At 63.9% G+C, this 17,759-nt stretch carries 20 protein-coding genes and 1 pseudogene; 4 read left to right on the plus strand and 17 right to left on the minus strand.

The features are described 5' to 3' along the window. Window positions 1–46: 46 nt before the first annotated feature. The 3 genes from ACVWW6_RS34560 to ACVWW6_RS34570 form a co-directional block, all read right to left on the minus strand. Window positions 47–886 carry a helix-turn-helix transcriptional regulator gene (locus ACVWW6_RS34560; RefSeq protein ID WP_011086314.1) on the minus strand — a complete coding sequence of 280 codons (840 nt, stop codon included), beginning with the start codon at window positions 884–886 and terminating at the stop codon, window positions 47–49. 124 nt (window positions 887–1,010) lie between these two features. Continuing rightward, the gene (locus ACVWW6_RS34565) at window positions 1,011–2,426 is read right to left on the minus strand and encodes a UbiD family decarboxylase (RefSeq protein WP_456682256.1); all 1,416 of its coding nucleotides are present in this window, start codon (window positions 2,424–2,426) and stop codon (window positions 1,011–1,013) included. 25 nt (window positions 2,427–2,451) lie between these two features. Beyond that, window positions 2,452–3,072, minus strand: coding sequence for a UbiX family flavin prenyltransferase (locus tag ACVWW6_RS34570; RefSeq protein ID WP_404549035.1), 621 nt, complete (start codon window positions 3,070–3,072; stop codon window positions 2,452–2,454). A 161-nt stretch (window positions 3,073–3,233) separates the two neighbouring features. Between ACVWW6_RS34570 and ACVWW6_RS34575 the strand changes: the two genes are divergently transcribed. From ACVWW6_RS34575 to ACVWW6_RS34585, 3 genes are all read left to right on the plus strand, one after another. After that, the gene (locus tag ACVWW6_RS34575) at window positions 3,234–4,205 is read left to right on the plus strand and encodes a LysR family transcriptional regulator (protein WP_456683217.1); all 972 of its coding nucleotides are present in this window, start codon (window positions 3,234–3,236) and stop codon (window positions 4,203–4,205) included. Window positions 4,206–4,416: 211 nt separating this feature from the next. Next, window positions 4,417–5,457 carry a Bug family tripartite tricarboxylate transporter substrate binding protein gene (locus tag ACVWW6_RS34580; RefSeq protein WP_456682257.1) on the plus strand — a complete coding sequence of 347 codons (1,041 nt, stop codon included), beginning with the start codon at window positions 4,417–4,419 and terminating at the stop codon, window positions 5,455–5,457. A gap of 422 nt (window positions 5,458–5,879) precedes the next feature. Next, complete coding sequence (locus ACVWW6_RS34585) at window positions 5,880–6,197, plus strand: ArsR/SmtB family transcription factor (RefSeq protein WP_456682258.1); 318 nt, start codon at window positions 5,880–5,882, stop codon at window positions 6,195–6,197. 11 nt (window positions 6,198–6,208) lie between these two features. Here ACVWW6_RS34585 and ACVWW6_RS34590 read toward each other — a convergent pair whose 3' ends face one another. The 14 genes and pseudogenes from ACVWW6_RS34590 to ACVWW6_RS34655 form a co-directional block, all read right to left on the minus strand. Continuing rightward, window positions 6,209–6,760: a YeeE/YedE thiosulfate transporter family protein gene (locus ACVWW6_RS34590; protein ID WP_456682259.1), complete on the minus strand. Its 552-nt coding sequence runs from the start codon at window positions 6,758–6,760 to the stop codon at window positions 6,209–6,211. A gap of 11 nt (window positions 6,761–6,771) precedes the next feature. Next, entirely contained in the window at window positions 6,772–7,323 is a 552-nt protein-coding gene (locus ACVWW6_RS34595; RefSeq protein WP_456682260.1) for a YeeE/YedE thiosulfate transporter family protein, read from the minus strand. Between the two features lie 107 nt (window positions 7,324–7,430). Then, window positions 7,431–8,522, minus strand: a complete 1,092-nt coding sequence (locus ACVWW6_RS34600) for a YeeE/YedE family protein (RefSeq protein WP_060911431.1) — start codon at window positions 8,520–8,522, stop codon at window positions 7,431–7,433. 101 nt (window positions 8,523–8,623) lie between these two features. Continuing rightward, window positions 8,624–9,069: pseudogene (locus tag ACVWW6_RS34605) on the minus strand (DsrE family protein). 8 nt (window positions 9,070–9,077) lie between these two features. Continuing rightward, complete coding sequence (locus ACVWW6_RS34610) at window positions 9,078–9,983, minus strand: alpha/beta hydrolase (RefSeq protein ID WP_161535502.1); 906 nt, start codon at window positions 9,981–9,983, stop codon at window positions 9,078–9,080. Window positions 9,984–9,997: 14 nt separating this feature from the next. Then, the gene (locus tag ACVWW6_RS34615; protein ID WP_231166726.1) at window positions 9,998–10,399 is read right to left on the minus strand and encodes a DsrE family protein; all 402 of its coding nucleotides are present in this window, start codon (window positions 10,397–10,399) and stop codon (window positions 9,998–10,000) included. Between the two features lie 59 nt (window positions 10,400–10,458). Beyond that, entirely contained in the window at window positions 10,459–11,151 is a 693-nt protein-coding gene (locus tag ACVWW6_RS34620) for a c-type cytochrome (protein WP_456682261.1), read from the minus strand. Then, window positions 11,135–12,406: a sulfite dehydrogenase gene (soxC, locus tag ACVWW6_RS34625; RefSeq protein ID WP_456682262.1), complete on the minus strand. Its 1,272-nt coding sequence runs from the start codon at window positions 12,404–12,406 to the stop codon at window positions 11,135–11,137. The genes ACVWW6_RS34620 and soxC overlap by 17 nt, the downstream gene beginning before the upstream one ends. 6 nt (window positions 12,407–12,412) lie before the next feature. Next, entirely contained in the window at window positions 12,413–14,104 is a 1,692-nt protein-coding gene (soxB, locus tag ACVWW6_RS34630; RefSeq protein ID WP_456682263.1) for a thiosulfohydrolase SoxB, read from the minus strand. A gap of 27 nt (window positions 14,105–14,131) precedes the next feature. After that, a complete protein-coding gene (soxA, locus tag ACVWW6_RS34635) occupies window positions 14,132–14,953 on the minus strand; it encodes a sulfur oxidation c-type cytochrome SoxA (RefSeq protein ID WP_011086298.1) in 822 nt (273 codons plus the stop codon). 28 nt (window positions 14,954–14,981) lie between these two features. Continuing rightward, a complete protein-coding gene (gene soxZ, locus ACVWW6_RS34640) occupies window positions 14,982–15,308 on the minus strand; it encodes a thiosulfate oxidation carrier complex protein SoxZ (RefSeq protein WP_011086297.1) in 327 nt (108 codons plus the stop codon). Window positions 15,309–15,325: 17 nt separating this feature from the next. Next, complete coding sequence (soxY, locus tag ACVWW6_RS34645; protein WP_011086296.1) at window positions 15,326–15,778, minus strand: thiosulfate oxidation carrier protein SoxY; 453 nt, start codon at window positions 15,776–15,778, stop codon at window positions 15,326–15,328. Window positions 15,779–15,796: 18 nt separating this feature from the next. Next, on the minus strand, window positions 15,797–16,240 hold the full coding sequence (soxX, locus tag ACVWW6_RS34650; RefSeq protein ID WP_202633030.1) for a sulfur oxidation c-type cytochrome SoxX: 444 nt from the start codon (window positions 16,238–16,240) through the stop codon (window positions 15,797–15,799). Between the two features lie 129 nt (window positions 16,241–16,369). Next, window positions 16,370–16,984, minus strand: a complete 615-nt coding sequence (locus ACVWW6_RS34655) for a SoxW family protein (RefSeq protein WP_246740299.1) — start codon at window positions 16,982–16,984, stop codon at window positions 16,370–16,372. Between the two features lie 54 nt (window positions 16,985–17,038). On the opposite strand from ACVWW6_RS34655, the gene ACVWW6_RS34660 reads away from it, so the two are divergent. After that, window positions 17,039–17,758: a hypothetical protein gene (locus ACVWW6_RS34660; protein ID WP_162494079.1), complete on the plus strand. Its 720-nt coding sequence runs from the start codon at window positions 17,039–17,041 to the stop codon at window positions 17,756–17,758. Window position 17,759 lies beyond the last annotated feature (1 nt).

Consider the following 17,759-nt stretch of genomic DNA (forward strand, 5'->3'; position numbering starts at 1 on the left):
AAATCGTCTCATTCGAGCGCGTGCAGCGCAAAATTAGCCGCTAGACTCAGCCCGCAAGACGCGAGACGTTGCGAAACTCGCGCGGGCTGACGCCGGCATGGTCGCGGAAGAAGCGCGTGAAATGCGCCGGCTCCGGAAAGCCGAAGCGCTCGCTGAGCTCTCCGAGCGGCGTGTCCTCGCGCATGACGGCATCGAGCGCGCGCTCCATGCGGACGACGTTGAGATAGATTTTTGGCGAGACGCCGAGCGAGGTCTCGAACAGGCGGAAGAACTGCGCGCGCGAGAGCCCTGCGCCCTTCACGAACTGATCGACGCTGCCATAGGAATCCTGCACACGCATCGCGTCCATCGCGCGGCGGATGCGCCAGTCGCAGCTCACCGCCCTCATGCCGCGGATCGAGGTCGGGAAGCTGCGCCAGGGCGTGAAGCGTTCGATCACCGCGATCATGAGATCCGACAGCGTCTGCTCGTGGGTCCGCACCGCGTCCGGATTCGCCATCATTTCGGCTGCGAGATGCAGCGTGAGCTGGCGGATGCGCGGCGACACCTCGCCCGAGGGGCGTTCGAAAAAGCCCGGCGCGCCGCTCGCGGCCCATCCGGGTCGGAACTCCTTCAGCCATTCGGGCTCGATATAGAGCGCCATGATGAGCGTGCGCGGACGGCTGGCGTCGTGCACATAGGCGTGCGGCTTCCAGCCGTCGACCAGCACGGCGGCCATGTCCGTGAGCGGCGTGACCTGATCGCCAACCAGAAACTGGGTGTCGGCGCCCTCGACCTTGAGCAGGACGTGGCAATGATGATGGGCGTGACGGACCAGCGAACGATCCATGTCGAGCAGAGCGACCCTGCCGAAAGCGCCGTGAGCGATGCGCAGGGCCGTCGACATCAGTTCCTTCCTCCCAGCGTTGCGCTGCAAAACGATTGGCTAGCTGGCGCGGCACTATAAGCGGCGTCAGCTACATATTCCAACCGCGCAAACGGACGCAAGTTGCCTTCTCGCGGTAATCGGCTCATGCGCGCGCCCCCGCAAGCAACCGCGCGACCGCGGCGCTGGGATCGGCCTGCAAGGCCGTGGCGAGATCAACCTCCTCCTCGCCCTTGACGCGAATGCGCTTGAAGGCGAGCTCGGGGGCGCTGACCGGCGCGGTCGCGTCCAGGCCCATCTTCGCGCTGATGCCATTATCGGTGGTCGGATCGAGCTTCGAGCCGAGCGCGCCCGAAACGACCATGAGATCGCGATCGGCCTGGAAGCGCGTCGCCACCGCCCATTCGATCTCCTCGGACGAGGAGATGTCGACGTCCTTGTCCACCACGATGACCTGCTTGATGTCGTAATGCGCACCGAAGGCACACATCATGACGTTCTTGGGCTCGCCGTCATTGGCCTTGTCGATCTTGATCGCGAGATGATAGCGGCAGGTGCCGCCGCGAGTCAGGCGGACGTCGATCACGCCAGGAAAGCTGCGGCGCAGATGCTGCAGCAGCGTCGCTTCGCGCGGCACGCCGCCAAGGATGAGATGCTCGAAACCGCCGCCGACGATGGTGTGGAAGATCGGCGCCTTGCGATGCGTGATCGCATCGACCTCGATCACCTCGCGATTGGCGCGCGGACCGTAATATTGGGGGAATTCGCCGAACGGGCCTTCCGGCTCGCGCACGCCCTGCAAGATCCGTCCCTCGATCACGATCTCCGCATGCGCGGGCACGCGGACCGAATTGGTGCGGCATTTGACGACGTCCACCGGCTCGCCCAGCAGAGCACCGGCAATCGCCATTTCGTCCTCGTCGAGCGCAGCGATGGCTTGGGATGCAAGCAGCAAGGCTGGATGCGCGCCGATGACGATCGCGATCTCCAGCGCCTGGCCCAACTCTTCCGCGAGGCGGTAATAGGAGAATGTATGCCGCGGCAGCAGCAGCACGCCGATGCGGTTCTTGCCAGATATCTGGCAGCGGTGGATCGAGACGTTCTGCACGCCGGTCTTAGGATTGCGGGCGATCAAGAGGCCCGCGGTGATGTAGGGGCCGCCGTCGCGCTCATTGTGCTTGGGGACCGGAAGCTGGCGCAGCAGATCGATATCCTCATGCACGACCTCCTGCACGGGCCCGCTCGCCACTTCATGTGTCGGCAGCGGATGGCTCGCGGCAGCGAGGAACCGCGGCAGCAGCTGGTCCTCGGTGACGCCGATGGACTCTGCGACCCAGTCGCGGCCGGCAAAGAGGTTGGCGACGACCGGGATCGCGTGCCCGTCGGGGCGCGGAAACAGCACGGCGCTGTCGCGCTCCAGCCGCTTGGCGATGGCGGCGAGCTCGTCCGCTAGCGCAACGCCCTCGTGCGCGATCGCGAGCTTGCCGCGCTCGGCGAGATAAGCGAGCCAGGCGCGCAGATCGGCGGGCGAACCCTTCCTCGCAACATCTTCCATTCGCATACGGGTCTTTCCTTGAGGTCTCAGGTCAGGGCGCGATCTTGCGCAGCGACGGCGAGCGGCGCTTGAGCGCCTCGTCCTCGCCCCAGCGGCGCACGACGCCAATATCGATGTCGTAGAGGTCGAGCACGCGGCCGACCGTGTGCTCGACCATGTCGTCGAGGCTTTCGGGCTTGGCGTAGAAGGCCGGCACGGGCGGCGCGATGATCGCGCCCATCTCCGAGAGTGCCGTCATCGTCCGGAGATGCCCGGTGTGCAGCGGCGTCTCGCGCACCATCAGCACCAGGCGCCGGCGCTCCTTGAGCACGACGTCGGCAGCCCGTGTCAGCAGTGTCGTGGTCACACCCGACGCGATCTCGGACATCGAGCGCATCGAGCACGGCGCCACGATCATGCCCGCGGTGCGGAACGAGCCGCTGGAGATGGCGGAGGCCATGTCGTCGATCGCATGGTTGGCATTGGCGAGCGCCCTCACCTCCGCGATCTTCAGGTCGGTCTCATAGGCAAACGTCTGCTCGGCGGTCTTCGACATCACTAGATGCGTCTCGACGCCGGCATTGCGCAGGAGCTGGAGCAGGCGCACACCATAGGTGACGCCCGAAGCGCCGGAAATGCCGATGATCATCCGCTTGGGGCTGACGTCCTGCATATCTTTGGTCTCGCTCCCTGGGGCACGCGCCCCTCGATCAGCAAGACTAGGCAATCACAACCATCATCACAAATAATGATTGATTATATATTCGATCACCTGAGATGATGGCTCGCGAGCAGGATCAGCGACCGAAGGATAGCCCCGTGGAACTCAGGCAGATGCAATATTTCCTGTGCCTGGCCGAGGAAAAGAACGTCACCCGGGCCGCGCGCCAGCTCAATATCGTGCAGCCGGCGCTGAGCATGCAGATCGCCAAGCTCGAGGCCGAGCTCGGGCAAAAACTGTTCGACCGCAGCGTCCAGGGCATGACGCTGACCAGCGCCGGCGAAGCGCTGGTGCGGCTGACGGCGCCGATCGTGCGCGATGCCGAATATGCCCGGCAGGAGATGGCACAGCTCGGCGGGCGCATCTCGGGCCGCGTCTCGGTCGGCCTCATCACGTCGGTGGCGCAAAGCACGATGGCGAGGTCGTCGGCGACCGTCGCCAGCCGCTATCCCGAGATCACGCTGTCGGTCTGCGAGGGCTACACCGAGACGCTGGTCGACTGGGTCAACACCGGCCAGCTCGATTTCGCGTTGATCAACGTGCCGCGCCGCAGGGCTCCGCTGGCCGCGCATCACGTCATGGACGAGGAGATGGTGTTCGCCTGCCGTAAGGACGGCCCGATCAAGCCGCCGGCAAAACTGCGTTTCGACCACATCGCCAATGTCGACCTCGTGCTGCCCTCGAAACGGCACGGCCTGCGGCTAATCCTGGACGAGCACGCCGCCGCCGTCGGCATCGACCTGAGGCCGCGTCTCGAACTCGACACCCTGCCTGCGCTCTGCGATGTGATCGCCACCACGGATTTCGCAACCGTGCTGCCGACCATCGCACTCCGGCAATCGCTCGCGAGCGGAGCCATCCGGGCGCATCGCTTCAACGAGCAACGGATCGTGCGCTCGATTGCCTGGGTGCATCACCCGCGGCGAACGGTGTCGGTCGCGGCGAAGGCCGTGCTCGACGTCATCAGCCGCGACCTCGCGCAGGCCGCCGCCGTGGCAAAGGAGTTCGTGGAGCCTACCTCCGGTGGCACAAGCTCGTCCTCCCGAAAAAGGCGCAGAAAGCCGCGGCGGAAAACGATCTCTTAGATGCAGGATTTCGGCTCGGACAAGATGTCGCGCCCGCCGCAAAATGAGACGGGTTGGTAAGTTTTGAGACCAGCCGGCATGGCAGTCGCATCAAGCCGCTAACTACGGTCCAGGCGCAATAATCGCGACCTGGCGCTTATCCCCGACGGCTCTTGTCACGGACGCTCCCTGGCCTCGCAGAACAAGACACAGTCGGGAGATTCAGTCCGAGATGACAAAGTTCGGTCGCAGCAAGATCACGGACATTTCTCAGCGGCAGAGCGAGGGATTTCATCCTCACCGGAGGTCGCTGCTCGCACTCGGCGGTGGTGCCCTGCTCGCAGCCGCGGGGATGCAGGCTGCGAACGCCCAAGACTATCCCGCCCGACCGATCCAGGTGCTCGTGCCCTTCGCCGGCGGCAGCGCCAGCGACGTGATCACCCGTATCCTGCTCAACCGCATGTCCACGTCACTTGGACAGGCCTTCGTGGTCGACAATCGTCCCGGCGCTGGCGGCAATATCGGCACCGATGCCGCGGCGCATGCCGCACCTGATGGCTACACCTTGCTGATGAGCACCTCCGGCCCGCTGGCTGCGAACAAGGCGCTCTACAAGGACCTCCCCTACGATCCGCTGAAGGACCTCGCCCCGATCGGCCTGTTCGCGACGCTGCCGAATGTCATCGTGATCAATTCGAAGCTGCCGCCGAAATCGCTGCGCGAGCTGATCGACTACGCGAAAGGACATCCTCGCGAGCTGAACTACGGGACGGTCGGGGTCGGCTCCTCGCAGCATCTGGCGGCCGCCTATTTCGAGCAGCTCACAGGCACCGAGCTCACACACGTTCCCTACCGCAACATCGCAGCTTACACGCCGGACTTCATCGCAGGGCAGGTCCCGCTCGGATTCCAGCTCCTGCCGAACGTCCTCGGCCTGATCAAAAGCGGCGATGCGCGCCCGCTCGCGGTGGCCAGTGACAAGCGCATGACGGCGGTGCCTGATGTCCCGACTGCGGCCGAAGCCGGCCTGAAGAATTACGAGAGCGCCGCCTGGCTTGCGCTTCTTGCGCCGGCGAACACCGATAGGGCCGTCGTCGACAAGCTCTACAAAGCGATGGTCGAAGCCGTAAACGATCCGAAGGTGCGCGCCCTCTTCGTCGAGCAGGGCGCCGAGCCGCTGGTGATGGATCCCCAGGGCCTGAAGAATTTCATGACCTCGGAAACGACGAAATGGATCGGGGTCATCAAGAAGATCGGCATCGAGCCGATGTGAGCCAAGCTCTTGTGTAGAAGACCTGCCCGCATTGGCTGTCGTCAGGTTTTTCTTGATCTCCAGGTGCACACGTCGTGCACATGCCGCCCTCTAACCAGTTGAAAATCATGAACCATCGCTCCAGTCCATCATGGGCGCCGCGGCAAATTTGCCGCCTAACCCATTCATCTTATTGAGGTCTTTTAACTCCGGCCAGTCCTTTATGTGATTGGACCGGGAGCGGGAGTGCACACGTCACTCGTATGGCGTATGTCAGAGATCCTTGAGAACGATGGGCTTCGGTTATACTCATTCAGCGATGTGAGTATAATTCGCATGCTTATGTTGCGCCGATTCAATCGCGGGCGATTCATTAACCGGCCAAACCCGGATTTCGCCCCCATATTTAACGGCTGGCACGCAAGTCCTAACGAAACACCGTCATGCGCCGAATGAATACGAACGAACTCGAAAGGCAGGCAAAGGGGGTGGCCGCCCTGATGCGCATGCTTGCCAATGAGCATCGTCTGCTCATCGTCTGCAAGCTCGTCGAATATGGCGAAATCAACGCGAGCGCGCTTGCCGAGGATGTCGGCCTTTCCACTTCGGCCCTATCGCAGCACCTTGCAAAGCTGAAGACAGAGCGCATCGTCGCCTGTCGGCGCGATGGTCAGACGATGTGGTACCGTGTCGCAGACCGGAGGATCGAAGAGCTGTTTTCAACGCTGCACAGGCTCTTCTGCAAGACACCAAAGCGGTGACCTGTGATTTGCTACATCCGCTTCTGCTCAGCTTCCACAGATTCGATCCACCAGAAGAACAGTCCGGCGCCGACTGCAAGAGCGGCGAACCAAATGATGTCCGGGATGTTCGTCACGTCCGGAAGGCGGACTTTGCCGAGCGCCCAGACGTTGAGCACGTGCGCTTTCAGCCAATCGAAACTCAGCGCGTAAAGGATAGCACCGGCAACCATGCCGAGCGCGCCGACCAAGGCATGGATGCTGCCGGTGGCGATGGCGCCGAGCGCCGTTCCCGGGCAATAGCCATAGACCACCATGCCGATACCGAACAATGCGGCGCCGAGCGCGATCGCCAGCACGTTGGCATCCTTCACGTAGTACTTCGTGTTGCCGGTATCGACGAGCAGCAGCACGCCGATGCCGCCGACGACGATCGCCGTGCCCATCACCTTCAGCACAGTAAAATCGCGCAGGCGAAACTGGTTCTCGATCACATTACAGTTCGTCACCTTGCCACGCTGCAGCAGGAAGCCGAAGGCAGCGCCCATTAGCACGGGGCCAAGGATTGTCATCATCGCGGCCATCTTGATTCCCTTCACCGTTTGCGGAACATGAGCGCGGAGATACCGAGTCCTGTGGCGAACATCACCGCCAGGAATAGCCAGCTCGACACCGCGAGCTGCAAACCGCCGGAAATGCCGTGTCCGCTGGTACAGCCGCCAGCAAGCCGTGCGCCGTACATGATCACGATGCCGCCGAGGAACGCGCCGACAAAGCGCTTGGCGATCGATGGTCCGAACCGCTCCTTCCAGACTTCCGGCACGAGCTCGAGCCGCCACGTGCCCGACATCACTGCGGAGAGGAATGCGCCGAGCGGGATGCCGACGAGGAACCAGACGCCGTAGTCCCACTTCAGCGGCATGCTCTTCCAGTAGGAATTCTGCGCCGCAGCCTCCGGCCCGATCACCGGAACGGCGAACAGCGAGGCGACGCGCGAATAGGCGGTGGTGACGCCGAGCGGATCGCCGAACACTGCGAAGGCGATCCAGCTCAACAGCCCGATCCCGGCGCCGACGAGATAGGGCGACCAGTCGATGCGCGCAGTGCGCGGCGCTTCGCGAACGTAGCTTTCTGTGATGGTGGTCATGTGCGTTTCCCCGAGGGCGGCGCGCCCGCATTGTTGCGGCGCAATCGGCCCGCATTTGCGAAAATCATATTCAGAAAATGTAATTTAGCAAACCATAAAATATCTGATCACGCGCCCGCTGCGGGCGAGCCAGCGGCCTGCTGCGGTTGTGGCGTACCGGCACGGTCGACGAAGAGGTCGGTGAGCCCAGCCCCGAGCCACATGCCGCCGAGCACGAGCCAGGCGGTGAGCGCGAATATCGAGGCGCCGGTCACGCCCGCGCCGACCGCGCAGCCGCCGGCGAGCATCGCGCCGAAACCCATCAGCACCGCGCCGAGCAGATAGCGCCGCATGCCGAGCCCGTCGAAAAACCCCTCGAGCTTCAGCTCATGCGCGCTTGCCGCAGCGACGAACGAGCCGAGAAACACGCCGGGAATGATGCCGAGGTCGAAGCCGAGCCGGATCTGCGAGCTGTTCAAGACCAGCATCAGCAATTCGGCCGACGGTCCGCTGAAGGTGAGGCTTTTCAGCGTCACCGGTGCGAAGGAGGCCTGCGACAGCTGGTAGGTGAAGAGCCAGCCGGCGACGACGGCTACGCCCGTCGCCAGCGCGGCGAAGATCAGCCGGCGCGGCAAATGGCTGCGAAAGGCGAAGGTGAGCCCCGCGATCAGCCATAGTCCACCGAAAGCGAGCTTCTCGGGCGTACCGCCGCCGAACGCCGCCATGATGTCGCGCGACGGCCCGCCGTCGACAAGCCACAGATTGCTCACCCACTCGCGCGCAGGCGACAGCAGGCCGCGATAAGAAGCCTGCGCCGTCACCGCAAACACCAGGCCCGACAGCAGCGCCCTGAGATTGCCATTGGCCGAGAGCACGAGCAGCCGGCTGGCACAGCCGCGGGCCAGAATCATGCCGCAGCCGAACATCATGCCGCCCACGAGCGCACCGGAGATGCTGCCCTGCTGCGCGAGCTGGCGCGCCTCGGAGACGTCGAGCAGACCGAGCGCGACAAAGGCCTGCGTGCCCACCAGCGCCGCGGCAAAGGTCAGGAGCCAGACCGCAAGGCGCGGGCCGCCCTCGCCGCGGGAGAACTCGACGGCGGCGGCGCGCAGGCAGAAGCGGCTGCGCTGGGCGAAGAATCCAAAGACGCCGCCGACCAGAAGGCCGCCGAGCCATGACAGGCGGTCTTCCCCCAGGAGATCGATGAGTGTCGTCAGCACGGCCGCCTCAGTGTTCCTTTGAGGTCTGCCAAGTCTATCGCTCGCTGCGGTCGCGCCGTATGAGCCAAATCAAGGCCCGGCCGCATCGGCGCCACGCCTGCTCAGGGCCGCAGATAGGCATATCCCTGCTGTTGCAGCTCGGCGAGCCGCACCACGCCGCCCTTCTCGGCTATACCACGAAGCCGGGCGTGAGGTCGTCGAGCTTGACCCCCTGCGCCTTCATGGTGTTGGCGCAGGCATCAAATCCGACGCCAGCGTCGGCGAGCTTCTTCATCATCGCAACGGTGTGATCTTCGGCGGCGAGCGCGTGGAAGGCGCGAAGCGCGGGCCCATGCACGACCAGCCTGATATCGGCCTTGCCGGGGCCACCAACGCCATCGACATGGTTCTGGAGGTTGCCCAGAACGAAGACGACGCGGTCGGCATCGGCGAGGTGATAGACGACGCGCTGTCGCGCCGGTGTTTCCGTCGCCGCTGCCGCTTCGCGCACGGCAAGAGCACCAAATAGTCCGGCAAGGCTCGCGCCAAGCATGGATCGACGCTGCATGGTCCCTCCTAACGTGTCTGCTTGATGAATTCGGCGATACGATCGGCAGCATCTTCCGCGAACAGGTCGCGGAAGAAGTGATCGGCGTCCTCGATTCTATCGAGCTGCACCCTGCCGCCGCTCGAATCGGCAAGCGGTGCAAAGGACGCTACCACGTCGGGCACGACCGTATCCTTGGTCGCGGCGAGCACCAGCACAGGGAGCTTGAGCCGCGCCACGAGCGCCGCGGCGTCCTGGCCGGTGTCGGCGGCATAGAAGGAGGCAAAGGCGCGCGCCGTCACCACCGCGTTGCGGCAATAGATGAAGCCTGGCACGTCCATCCACTCGCCACCGCGGCCCGCCGCGACGGTCCTCGTCGCCTGCTTCATGAACGGTTCGAGCGGCTTGCCGTAGGTCTGGGCATAGGAGGCGCGCAAGTCGGCCTCGGCTTTCGCCGTCACCGGCGCCAGCAGCACGGCACCCGCGACCGGCGGGGGTTCGCCCGCCGCCAGATAGCGCGCGACCTGGTTGCCGCCGCGCGAGTGACCGAGGGTGAAGACGAACCGCGACATGCCCCTCGCCTTGGTCACCCAGGCACCGATCTCAGCAACCGCATCGTCAACGACATAGTCGTGCCGCGCCGCGCAGTCATACATGCCCTTGCGGCGGTCGAGCCCCAGCGACAGGGTATGGGCGAGCGAAGCGATGCCGCGCTGCTCAAGCGCCTTCGCGACGCCCTGAATGACTTCCATGTCCTTGTGGGCGAGCGTGCCGTGGGTCATCACGACCAGCGGCGTATCCGGTCCCATCGAGGCAGGTGTGCGCAGTGTCGCGAGGGTCGTGCGGCCGCCGGCCGACAGTTCGAGCTCCTGCTCGGCCGCGCCGGCGGGCGGCGCGAGAAGGAGCAAGACAGCCAATCCCATCAACCATCGCATCGGCGGCTCTCTCCTTACGGTCGGACAATCGTCCAGTTCTTTTCCGCAAGATCCATCAGTGCGGCAACACCAACCCGGGTGACGCTGATGCCCTCGATCAGCGGCGGTCGCCTGCCTTCCTTCACCGCAAGCGTCTCCAGGGTATTGCCGCAGGCGATGAAGCTCACATTGGGCATCGATTTCAGGAAATTCAACAGGCGCTCCTTCACCGGCGAGCGGTCGTCGAGCAGCATGTCGAGGCCGCCATTGAAGGCAACCACCACGATCTCGACGTCGTCGCCCTGCCCGGAATAATGCCGCGAGACGTTCGCCGCAACATCGAGGACGGCGCGCATCTTGGCCGGGTCGTCGTCGCTGATCTGCAGCGCGAGCCGGTGCGGTTCGGTCGCCCGGGACGGAGCGGCCGGACTTGTCATGATGAAGGCGGCAGCGAACAAACTGCGAAGCAACCCACGGCGGCTCGCCCGGCCGCGGATCATTCCACGCCCCGCGACTTTCCGTCCCTGGTATCCTCTGGGGTCACGTCGATGACGGCAGCGCGCGCGGTGATCTTCACCGGCTCGATGCAATCCCTCATGCAGGGGTCCTTCTGCCAGAACGATTTCTCGCTCGTCGCCCGATCGTCCATCACAAAGCCCTGTTCGTTCGGCATCTTGATCGTGGCAAGGTTCTTGTTGGTCAGCTCGAAATTCTGGTCGGTGACAACGTCGTTCAGGTACAGGACGTAGGCGACCAGCGCATAATACTCGTTGACCGAGAGCGACTCCGCATTGCCGTAAGGCATGGCGTGACGGACGTAGTCGAACACGGTCGAAGCGTAGGGCCAGTACGAGCCCACCGTCTTGACCGGATTGTCTGATGTCAGCGAACCCTTGCCGCCCGCCAGCACTGGCCAGCGGCCGTTACCCTCGCCGAACTCGCCGTGGCAGGTCGAGCAGTTGTCCATGAAGAGCTTCTCGCCCTGGGCGACCGTGCCCTTGCCCTCCGGCAGGCCCTGACCATCGGGCCGCACGTCGATATCCCAGCCGCGGATTTCCGCCGCGGTCGGCGCGCGGCCGATGTGATAGCGCGGACCGGCTTTGGCATCGGTCTTCTGCTGCGCGAGCGCGGGCGCGCACATTGCGCAAATGAGCAGTGCCGCGGCAGCAAACTTAAGCGACTTCGACATTCTCGACCTCACCATTGGCCTGCACATGCCAGGTCTGGATGCCATTGTTGTGATAGATGGAGTTGACGCCACGGATCTTGCGCAACTCGGCCTTGCTCGGTTGCACGTAGCCGGTCTCGTCCTGCACGCGCGATTGCAGCAGCAGCGGCTCGCCGTTCCAGTCGAACTCGTAGTAGAAGCGCGTCAGTGCCTTGTCGAGCACGGGGCCGTCGAGCCGTGCCGGCCACCAGTTGCGGCCGCCATCGAGCGACACGTCGACGCGCCTGACCTTGCCGTTTCCGCTCCAGGCCAGCCCGGAGACGATGGTGAAGCCCTTGCCGTGCCTGATCGGCGCCTGCGGACTAGGGCTCGTGATCACTGACTTGGCGTCCATCGACCAGGTGAACCGACGTGCCTTTCCGTTGGGCATCAAGTCGGTGTATTTCGACGTCTCCTCGCGGGTGTGCCAGGGCTGATCGCCGACCTTGATGCGGCGCAGCCACTTGACCCAGAGATTGCCCTGCCAACCCGGCACCACGAGCCGCATCGGATAGCCCTGTTCGGGATAGAGCGCCTCGCCGTTCATCTTGTAGGCGATGATGCAGTCGTCGAGCGCCTTCTCGATCGGCAAGCTGCGATCCATCGCGGCCGCATCGGCGCCCTCGACCAGCAGCCACTTACCGTTGGTCTTGACCCCTGCTTCTTCGAGCAGCGTACGCAGCGACACGCCGGTGTACTGCACGCAATGGATCATGCCGTGGGTGAACTGACAGCCATTGAGCTGCGCGCCGCGCCACTCCATGCCGGAATTTGCTGCGCATTCCATGAAGTGAATGCGGTTGACGCGCGGATAGCGCTTCAACTCCTCCAGTGTGAGGATCAGCGGACGATCGACGAGCCCATGGATCATCAGGCGATGATCGGCCGGATCAACCTCGGCGATGCCGCCATGATGCCGCTCGAAGCAGAGGCCGTTCGGCGTGATGATGCCTTCGAGCTCGTGCAGCGGGGTGAAGCTCACCGATGACTCGCGCGAGGCGGTCAGCCATTCGACGTCGCGCCGGACGACATCCTTCTCGAACTTCGAAGGCTTGCCGTAGGGGCGCACGGCGACGCCCTCGCCGAGCGACTTGGTCCATTCCGGGACGTTGGGAGGCTGGTTCGCCGGATTGCCGCCGCCGGCCAAGGCGGGCTTCGCGAGCACCGACGCCGCAACGCCGGCGCCAGCGGCCAGGAAACTGCGTCGGGATTGCCGGGGACTGTCCATCTTCGACATCGCTTCTCACGCTCCGGTCACTTTGACAGCTCTGTTGGGTTCGAGGCGAACCGTCTTCTGTCGGGTCAGATAATTGGCCACGACCTCCCAGATCGGCGGCCCTTCGGTCCCTTCGTTGACGCTGGCCCAACCTGCGACCTGATACTCCCTCGCGGGATCGATCGGCGCACCGGTCTTGAGCAGCTGCATATCCGAGATGCGGCTGCCTTGCGGCTTCGCGATATCGATCGCATAGGACAGACCGCCGATGCGCACCATGTCGCCACCCTGCTGATAGTAGGGATCGACGTTGAAGAGATTGTCGGCGACGTCCTCGATGATCTCCTTCAACCGCGAACCCGTCATGCCCATGCGATAGACCGCCGGATAGGTGATCGCGGTCGCGTTGGTGACGTCCTCGAAGGTGATGTCCTGTCCCGGCAGCACGCTTGTGCCCCAGCGGAAGCCCGGCGAGAGCGCGATCTCGGCGTCGCGCTCCTGCAACAGGGCCTGGCAGATCAGGTCGTCGAAGGTGCCGTTGAAATTGCCTCGCCTGTAAAGCAGCGAATCCGTCTTGCCGAGCACCTTCGATAGCTCGGGCGCGAAGGGCTTGCGTACCTCGGCGATCTTCGCGGCCATCTCGGCATCCGCCGCGATCACATCGGAGAACAGCGGAATGAGCTTGAAGCTGTAGGCCTTGACCTCGCCGTCGCGGACGTCGAGGTCGAGCCGCGACACGAACTTGCCGGACGAGCCCGACGCGATCAGCAGGGTCTTGCCGACCTTGACCGCTTCGGGCAGCGCGTCATGGGTGTGGCCGGTCAGGATGACGTCGATGCCCTTGACGCGGGAGGCCAGCTTGCGGTCGACGTCGAAGCCGTTGTGCGAGAGCAGCACAACGAGCTGCGCCCCGTCCTTGCGCGCTTTGTCGACCTGGGCCTGCACGTCCTCCTCGCGGACGCCGAACGACCAGTTCGGGATCATCCAGCGCGGATTGGCGACCGGGGTGTAAGGGAACGCCTGGCCCAGCACCGCGATCTTGACGCCACCGCGCTCGATCATAGTCGAAGGCTCGAACGCCGCCTCGTTCCACTCGGTATCGCGGATGTTGAGGCCGAGGAAGGGGAAGCCGAGCCCCTCGATCGCCTGCTTGACCCGCTCGGTGCCGTAGGTGAATTCCCAATGTCCGGTCATGGCGTCGGGCTTGAGCAGGGCCATGCAGTCGATCATGTCCTGGCCCCGCGTCTTCAGCGAAGACCACGAGCCCTGCCAGGTATCGCCGCCGTCGAGCAGCGCGACCTTGTCGCCGCGCTCGGCGCGGATCGCCTTGATCACGGTGGCGGCCCGATCGAGCCCGCCGATCTTGCCGTGGGTCTTGGCCAGCGCCTCGAAATCCTCCGACGTCAGTGCGTACGCGGCCGAAGAACCGGGTGCGATGCCGAAGCGGGCGAGAAACTCCTTGGCCGTCACGTGCGGCGGCAGCCCCTTCGCCTCGCCGACGCCGAGATTGGTCGAAGGCTCGCGGAAGTAAAGCGGCATGAGCTGGCCGTGAATGTCGGTCACATGCACCAGCGTGACGTTACCGAGCGGCTCGAAGGCCAGCAATTCCTTCTGGGTCAGGCGCTGCTGGGCGAACGCCCGGGTCAGGCTCGAACCGGTACTGGTCGCCAGTGTCGCCGTTGCTGCAGCAACCTGGATGAACTCGCGACGAGAGATCATGCGCAATGCTCCTGCAGGCTCATCGTTTCAATTGCGCACCGAGGGCGTCTCGACCGGCAGCCCGATGCCGCGCCAGGCGACATAGAGCTCAAGCGCGAGAAACTCGTCGGAGAGCGGCTTGAACGGCTCGGCGCGTACATCGAACATGCAGCCTTCGAAGCGCTCATGCAGCGGCACCAGGCGCTGGTCGCGCAACCGATAGGTCGGAAAGCCGTTGGTCTGGCCCTGGCTGAGAAAATCGGCGCGCATGAATTTTCCGTTGTTGCGCTCGTGGCACGACTCGCAGGCCAAATCGAGCTGGCCGTAGCGCGTGTAATAGATCTGCTTGCCGCGCTCGAACCAGGGCGACATCGGACCGTCGGTCTTCACCGCCACCGGCATACCGTGCGATTGGTATCGCACGAAGGTGGTCATGTCGGTCAGTTCCTGGGACTTGAATTTCCAGGGCTCCGCCTTCATGTGCTCGGTGCGGCAGATGTTGATGCGCTGCTCGAGATTGACCGGCCTCTTCCGCTTGTCGTCCCATTTCGGTATGGCGGCTCCGACGCCCTTCATGCTCGTTTCGGCCTCGCCGTGACAGCTCATGCATGACTTCCCTTCGCTGCCCTCCGCCCTCTTCCAGACGTCGGCGGCACGCTCCACCGCCAGAAAGCCGGGGTTCTCCAGGTCGTCGTCCTGCAGCGCCCGCGTTTCCTTGCTGCGGAACTGGTAGCCGGAGACAATCGTCTTGAAGACGTGTCCAGGCGGCGCGGAGATGCCTTTGCGTTCGGTCTCCTGCGCGAAAGCACGCGTCGCAAGCGATGCGACCGCGACGATCGCAACGGCGAGTCCAACGTATCGCGAAAGCATCCGCTGTCTCCCTCGAAGCTCTCCGGCATTACGCCTTGAGCGCGATCTTCTCTTCGGCCGTGATCACCGAGCCGTCGTCATCGGTCCAGGAGAACTTGAAGGTCCCGGCTTCCTCCACCTTCGCATCGAACTGGATGTAGGGGTTGGCCGAGATCGCTGGCTCGAGCGCGCAGGCGAAGACCGGCTTGCCGTTGAATTCGCAGGCAAACCTGTTGATGATCCTGCGCGGGATGGGCTTGCCTTGCGCGTCCTTGCGCTGGCCCGATTCCATGACGTGCGAGACCAAGGTCTTGATCTGGATGACCTCGCCCTTGGCCGCCTCCTTGGGAAGCTTGATGCGTGGTTTGTCTGCCATTGTTCTCTCCTTGCGCCCTAGCCGCCGCAGCCGCCGATCGTTACCTTCACGGTCTTCTGCTCCGTGAACAGCGCGCCGTCGCTCATCTTCGCGATCGCAACCACGTTCTGCGTGGCCGCGAGCCGGATCCGGATCGAGGCCTCCGCCTTGCCCGAGACCGGTGTGAACATCAGCGTCGCGACGCCGGCGTTCGGATTGCCGTCGGCGAGAATCATGACTTCCTTGACGTAGGATTCCGTGGTCATCGGGCTCTCGACCGTGAGCGACAGCGGCACGGTATTGCCATTCTCCGCGATCTCCGGCAGGTCGAGCGCGATCTTGCCCTTGACCGGCTGCTTGCCGCCGGTGAACTTCTCGATCCACTTCGCGGCGTCATTGCTCACTTCGGCATCGGCCGCCATCGGCATCAGGGTCAGCATGACGAAGCCACCCCCGAGCGCGAATGCCTGCCGTCGATTGATGGCTTTCATTCCAGATCCTCCTCGCCGTCAGTTGAGCGTCTTGAGATAAGCGACCACGTCCTCGACCTGCGCGGCCGACAGAATCGACTTGCCGACGAACTCCGGGCGCACACGGCTCAAGCCGTCGCTTTTGAAGAACGCCGGCATGACCGTGTCGGTGAAGATGCGCTTGGGATCGGCGACGATGAGGCGCAACTGCGCCTCGCTGTAGCGGCCGGCGACGCCGTCGAGCGACGGGCCGAACTCGCCGTGGAATTCCTCGGACTTCAGGCTGGTGACCTGGTGGCAGGCGAGGCAATTGCCCAGCGTGCGCGTCAGGAACACCTTCTTGCCGGCATCGGGATTGCCGGGTGCGCCGGTCAGCGATTTGGGCAGAGCGTCATTGACGACGTCGAGCTTGATCGACTCCTGCGCGCAGGCGCTTCCGGCCGAAAGACATAGCGCAAACGCAGCCGCGAGCGAGCGCCGCATGTTCCCTACCCTTGATGGCGAGGTGACGCCCGCCTCGTTTGCGATGGACTCACAATCCATCAAATTCAGCTATTATGATATGTTCATATAAGAAGCGACGTCAAGACAAATTCGCAGGGCCGGTGTCAGCTAGCCGTTTGTGGTAAGAAAATCCCGGAACGAGCCGCGCTCGTAAGCCCGCTCCCCCACGAAGCGAAACATCGCCAGGAAATGCTGCGGCTTGAGATAGCCGGGTGCCCGCGCCACCTCCCGCGCCATCGGCTCCTTTGCCTCAATGCCGTTGGACGATGGAGGAAAGAACTGGAATGTCGGGGTGAACCTGATCCCGTATTTCTGGGCCAGATCCTTCTCGGACAATTCCTGGCGATCGAAATCCGTAACCTTGCGGGAGCCAATCAGATTGAGCTGCAACACCTCGAAATTGTCGCGAATGTAGGTCGTGATCGCCGCATCGGCAAAGTTTACCAGATGCGTCTCACGGCAATAGGGGCAGCCGCGCAGCTCCCACATGATCGCAAGGCGCTTGCCGCCAGCGGCAGCGCCTTCGAGGTCCTCGCGCAGATCGAGGAAGCTCTGCAGAAACCAGGGCTCGTGATAGAGCCCATCTTCTCCAAGGGCCGGCTCAGCGGCCGCCTCGCCGCGGCGGGCGACAAGAGCCGCGCCCGATGCTAATGCGAGAAAGCCGCGTCGCGTCAGCCAGCCGGGCGACGTCAGGGATTTGTGCTTTGGAAGGATCTTGCGCATCGGTCACTTTCATTATGATATTCATATCTACGAATGTGACAAGGATTTCCGATCTTGCGCTGCATCATCGCCCTGTTGGCATGGCTGACGTCGAGCGCGCTCGTTCTCGGCGCGGAGGCCGGCAAACCCACGGATTTCGTATCGGTGATGGGGCCGATCATGGATAATCTGCGCAGCGCGGCGAGCTATGCGCGCACCGGAAGCATCGCGCTGGCACAGATGGAGACCGACGCGGCGGCGACCACGTGGAAACGGCTTGAGCCAAACGCGTCCGGTCCCCTGCCCGCTTATGCTCCGGCCGCACTGGCGGAATTTCTTGGTGACGGCGGTGAACGGCTCGCGGCCGCGACGCGCGCGCTGGACGGCGGCGACAATGTCGCCGCCGGTCGCGAACTGCTTGCGCTGCGCAGGTCCTTTCATGAACTCAGGCGTCGTTCGGGCCTCTACGATCTCGGCGACTGCGTATTCGAGATCGCGCCGGCCATGGAAAAGCTACGGGTGGCGGCCACGCGGTATGGCCAGCAGCCGGCGCAGGCATACGCCGAGGAAACCGTTGCCGCCGCAAGCGCATTCCGCGATCGTCTGCAGCGCTGCAACGAATGGGCAAGCACCGAGATCGCCGGACAAGGCGAGTTCCGCCGCCTCATAGACGGCGCGATCGCGAGCAGTGGAGAGATCGCCCATGCAGCGATGGCCGGCGAAGGGCCGCTCGTGCATCGTTACCTGATCGAACTGCAGTCCTATGCCCAACTGCTCGATTTCCGCTACGGCTAGC

The organism is Bradyrhizobium sp. USDA 3311 (genome assembly GCF_054062495.1).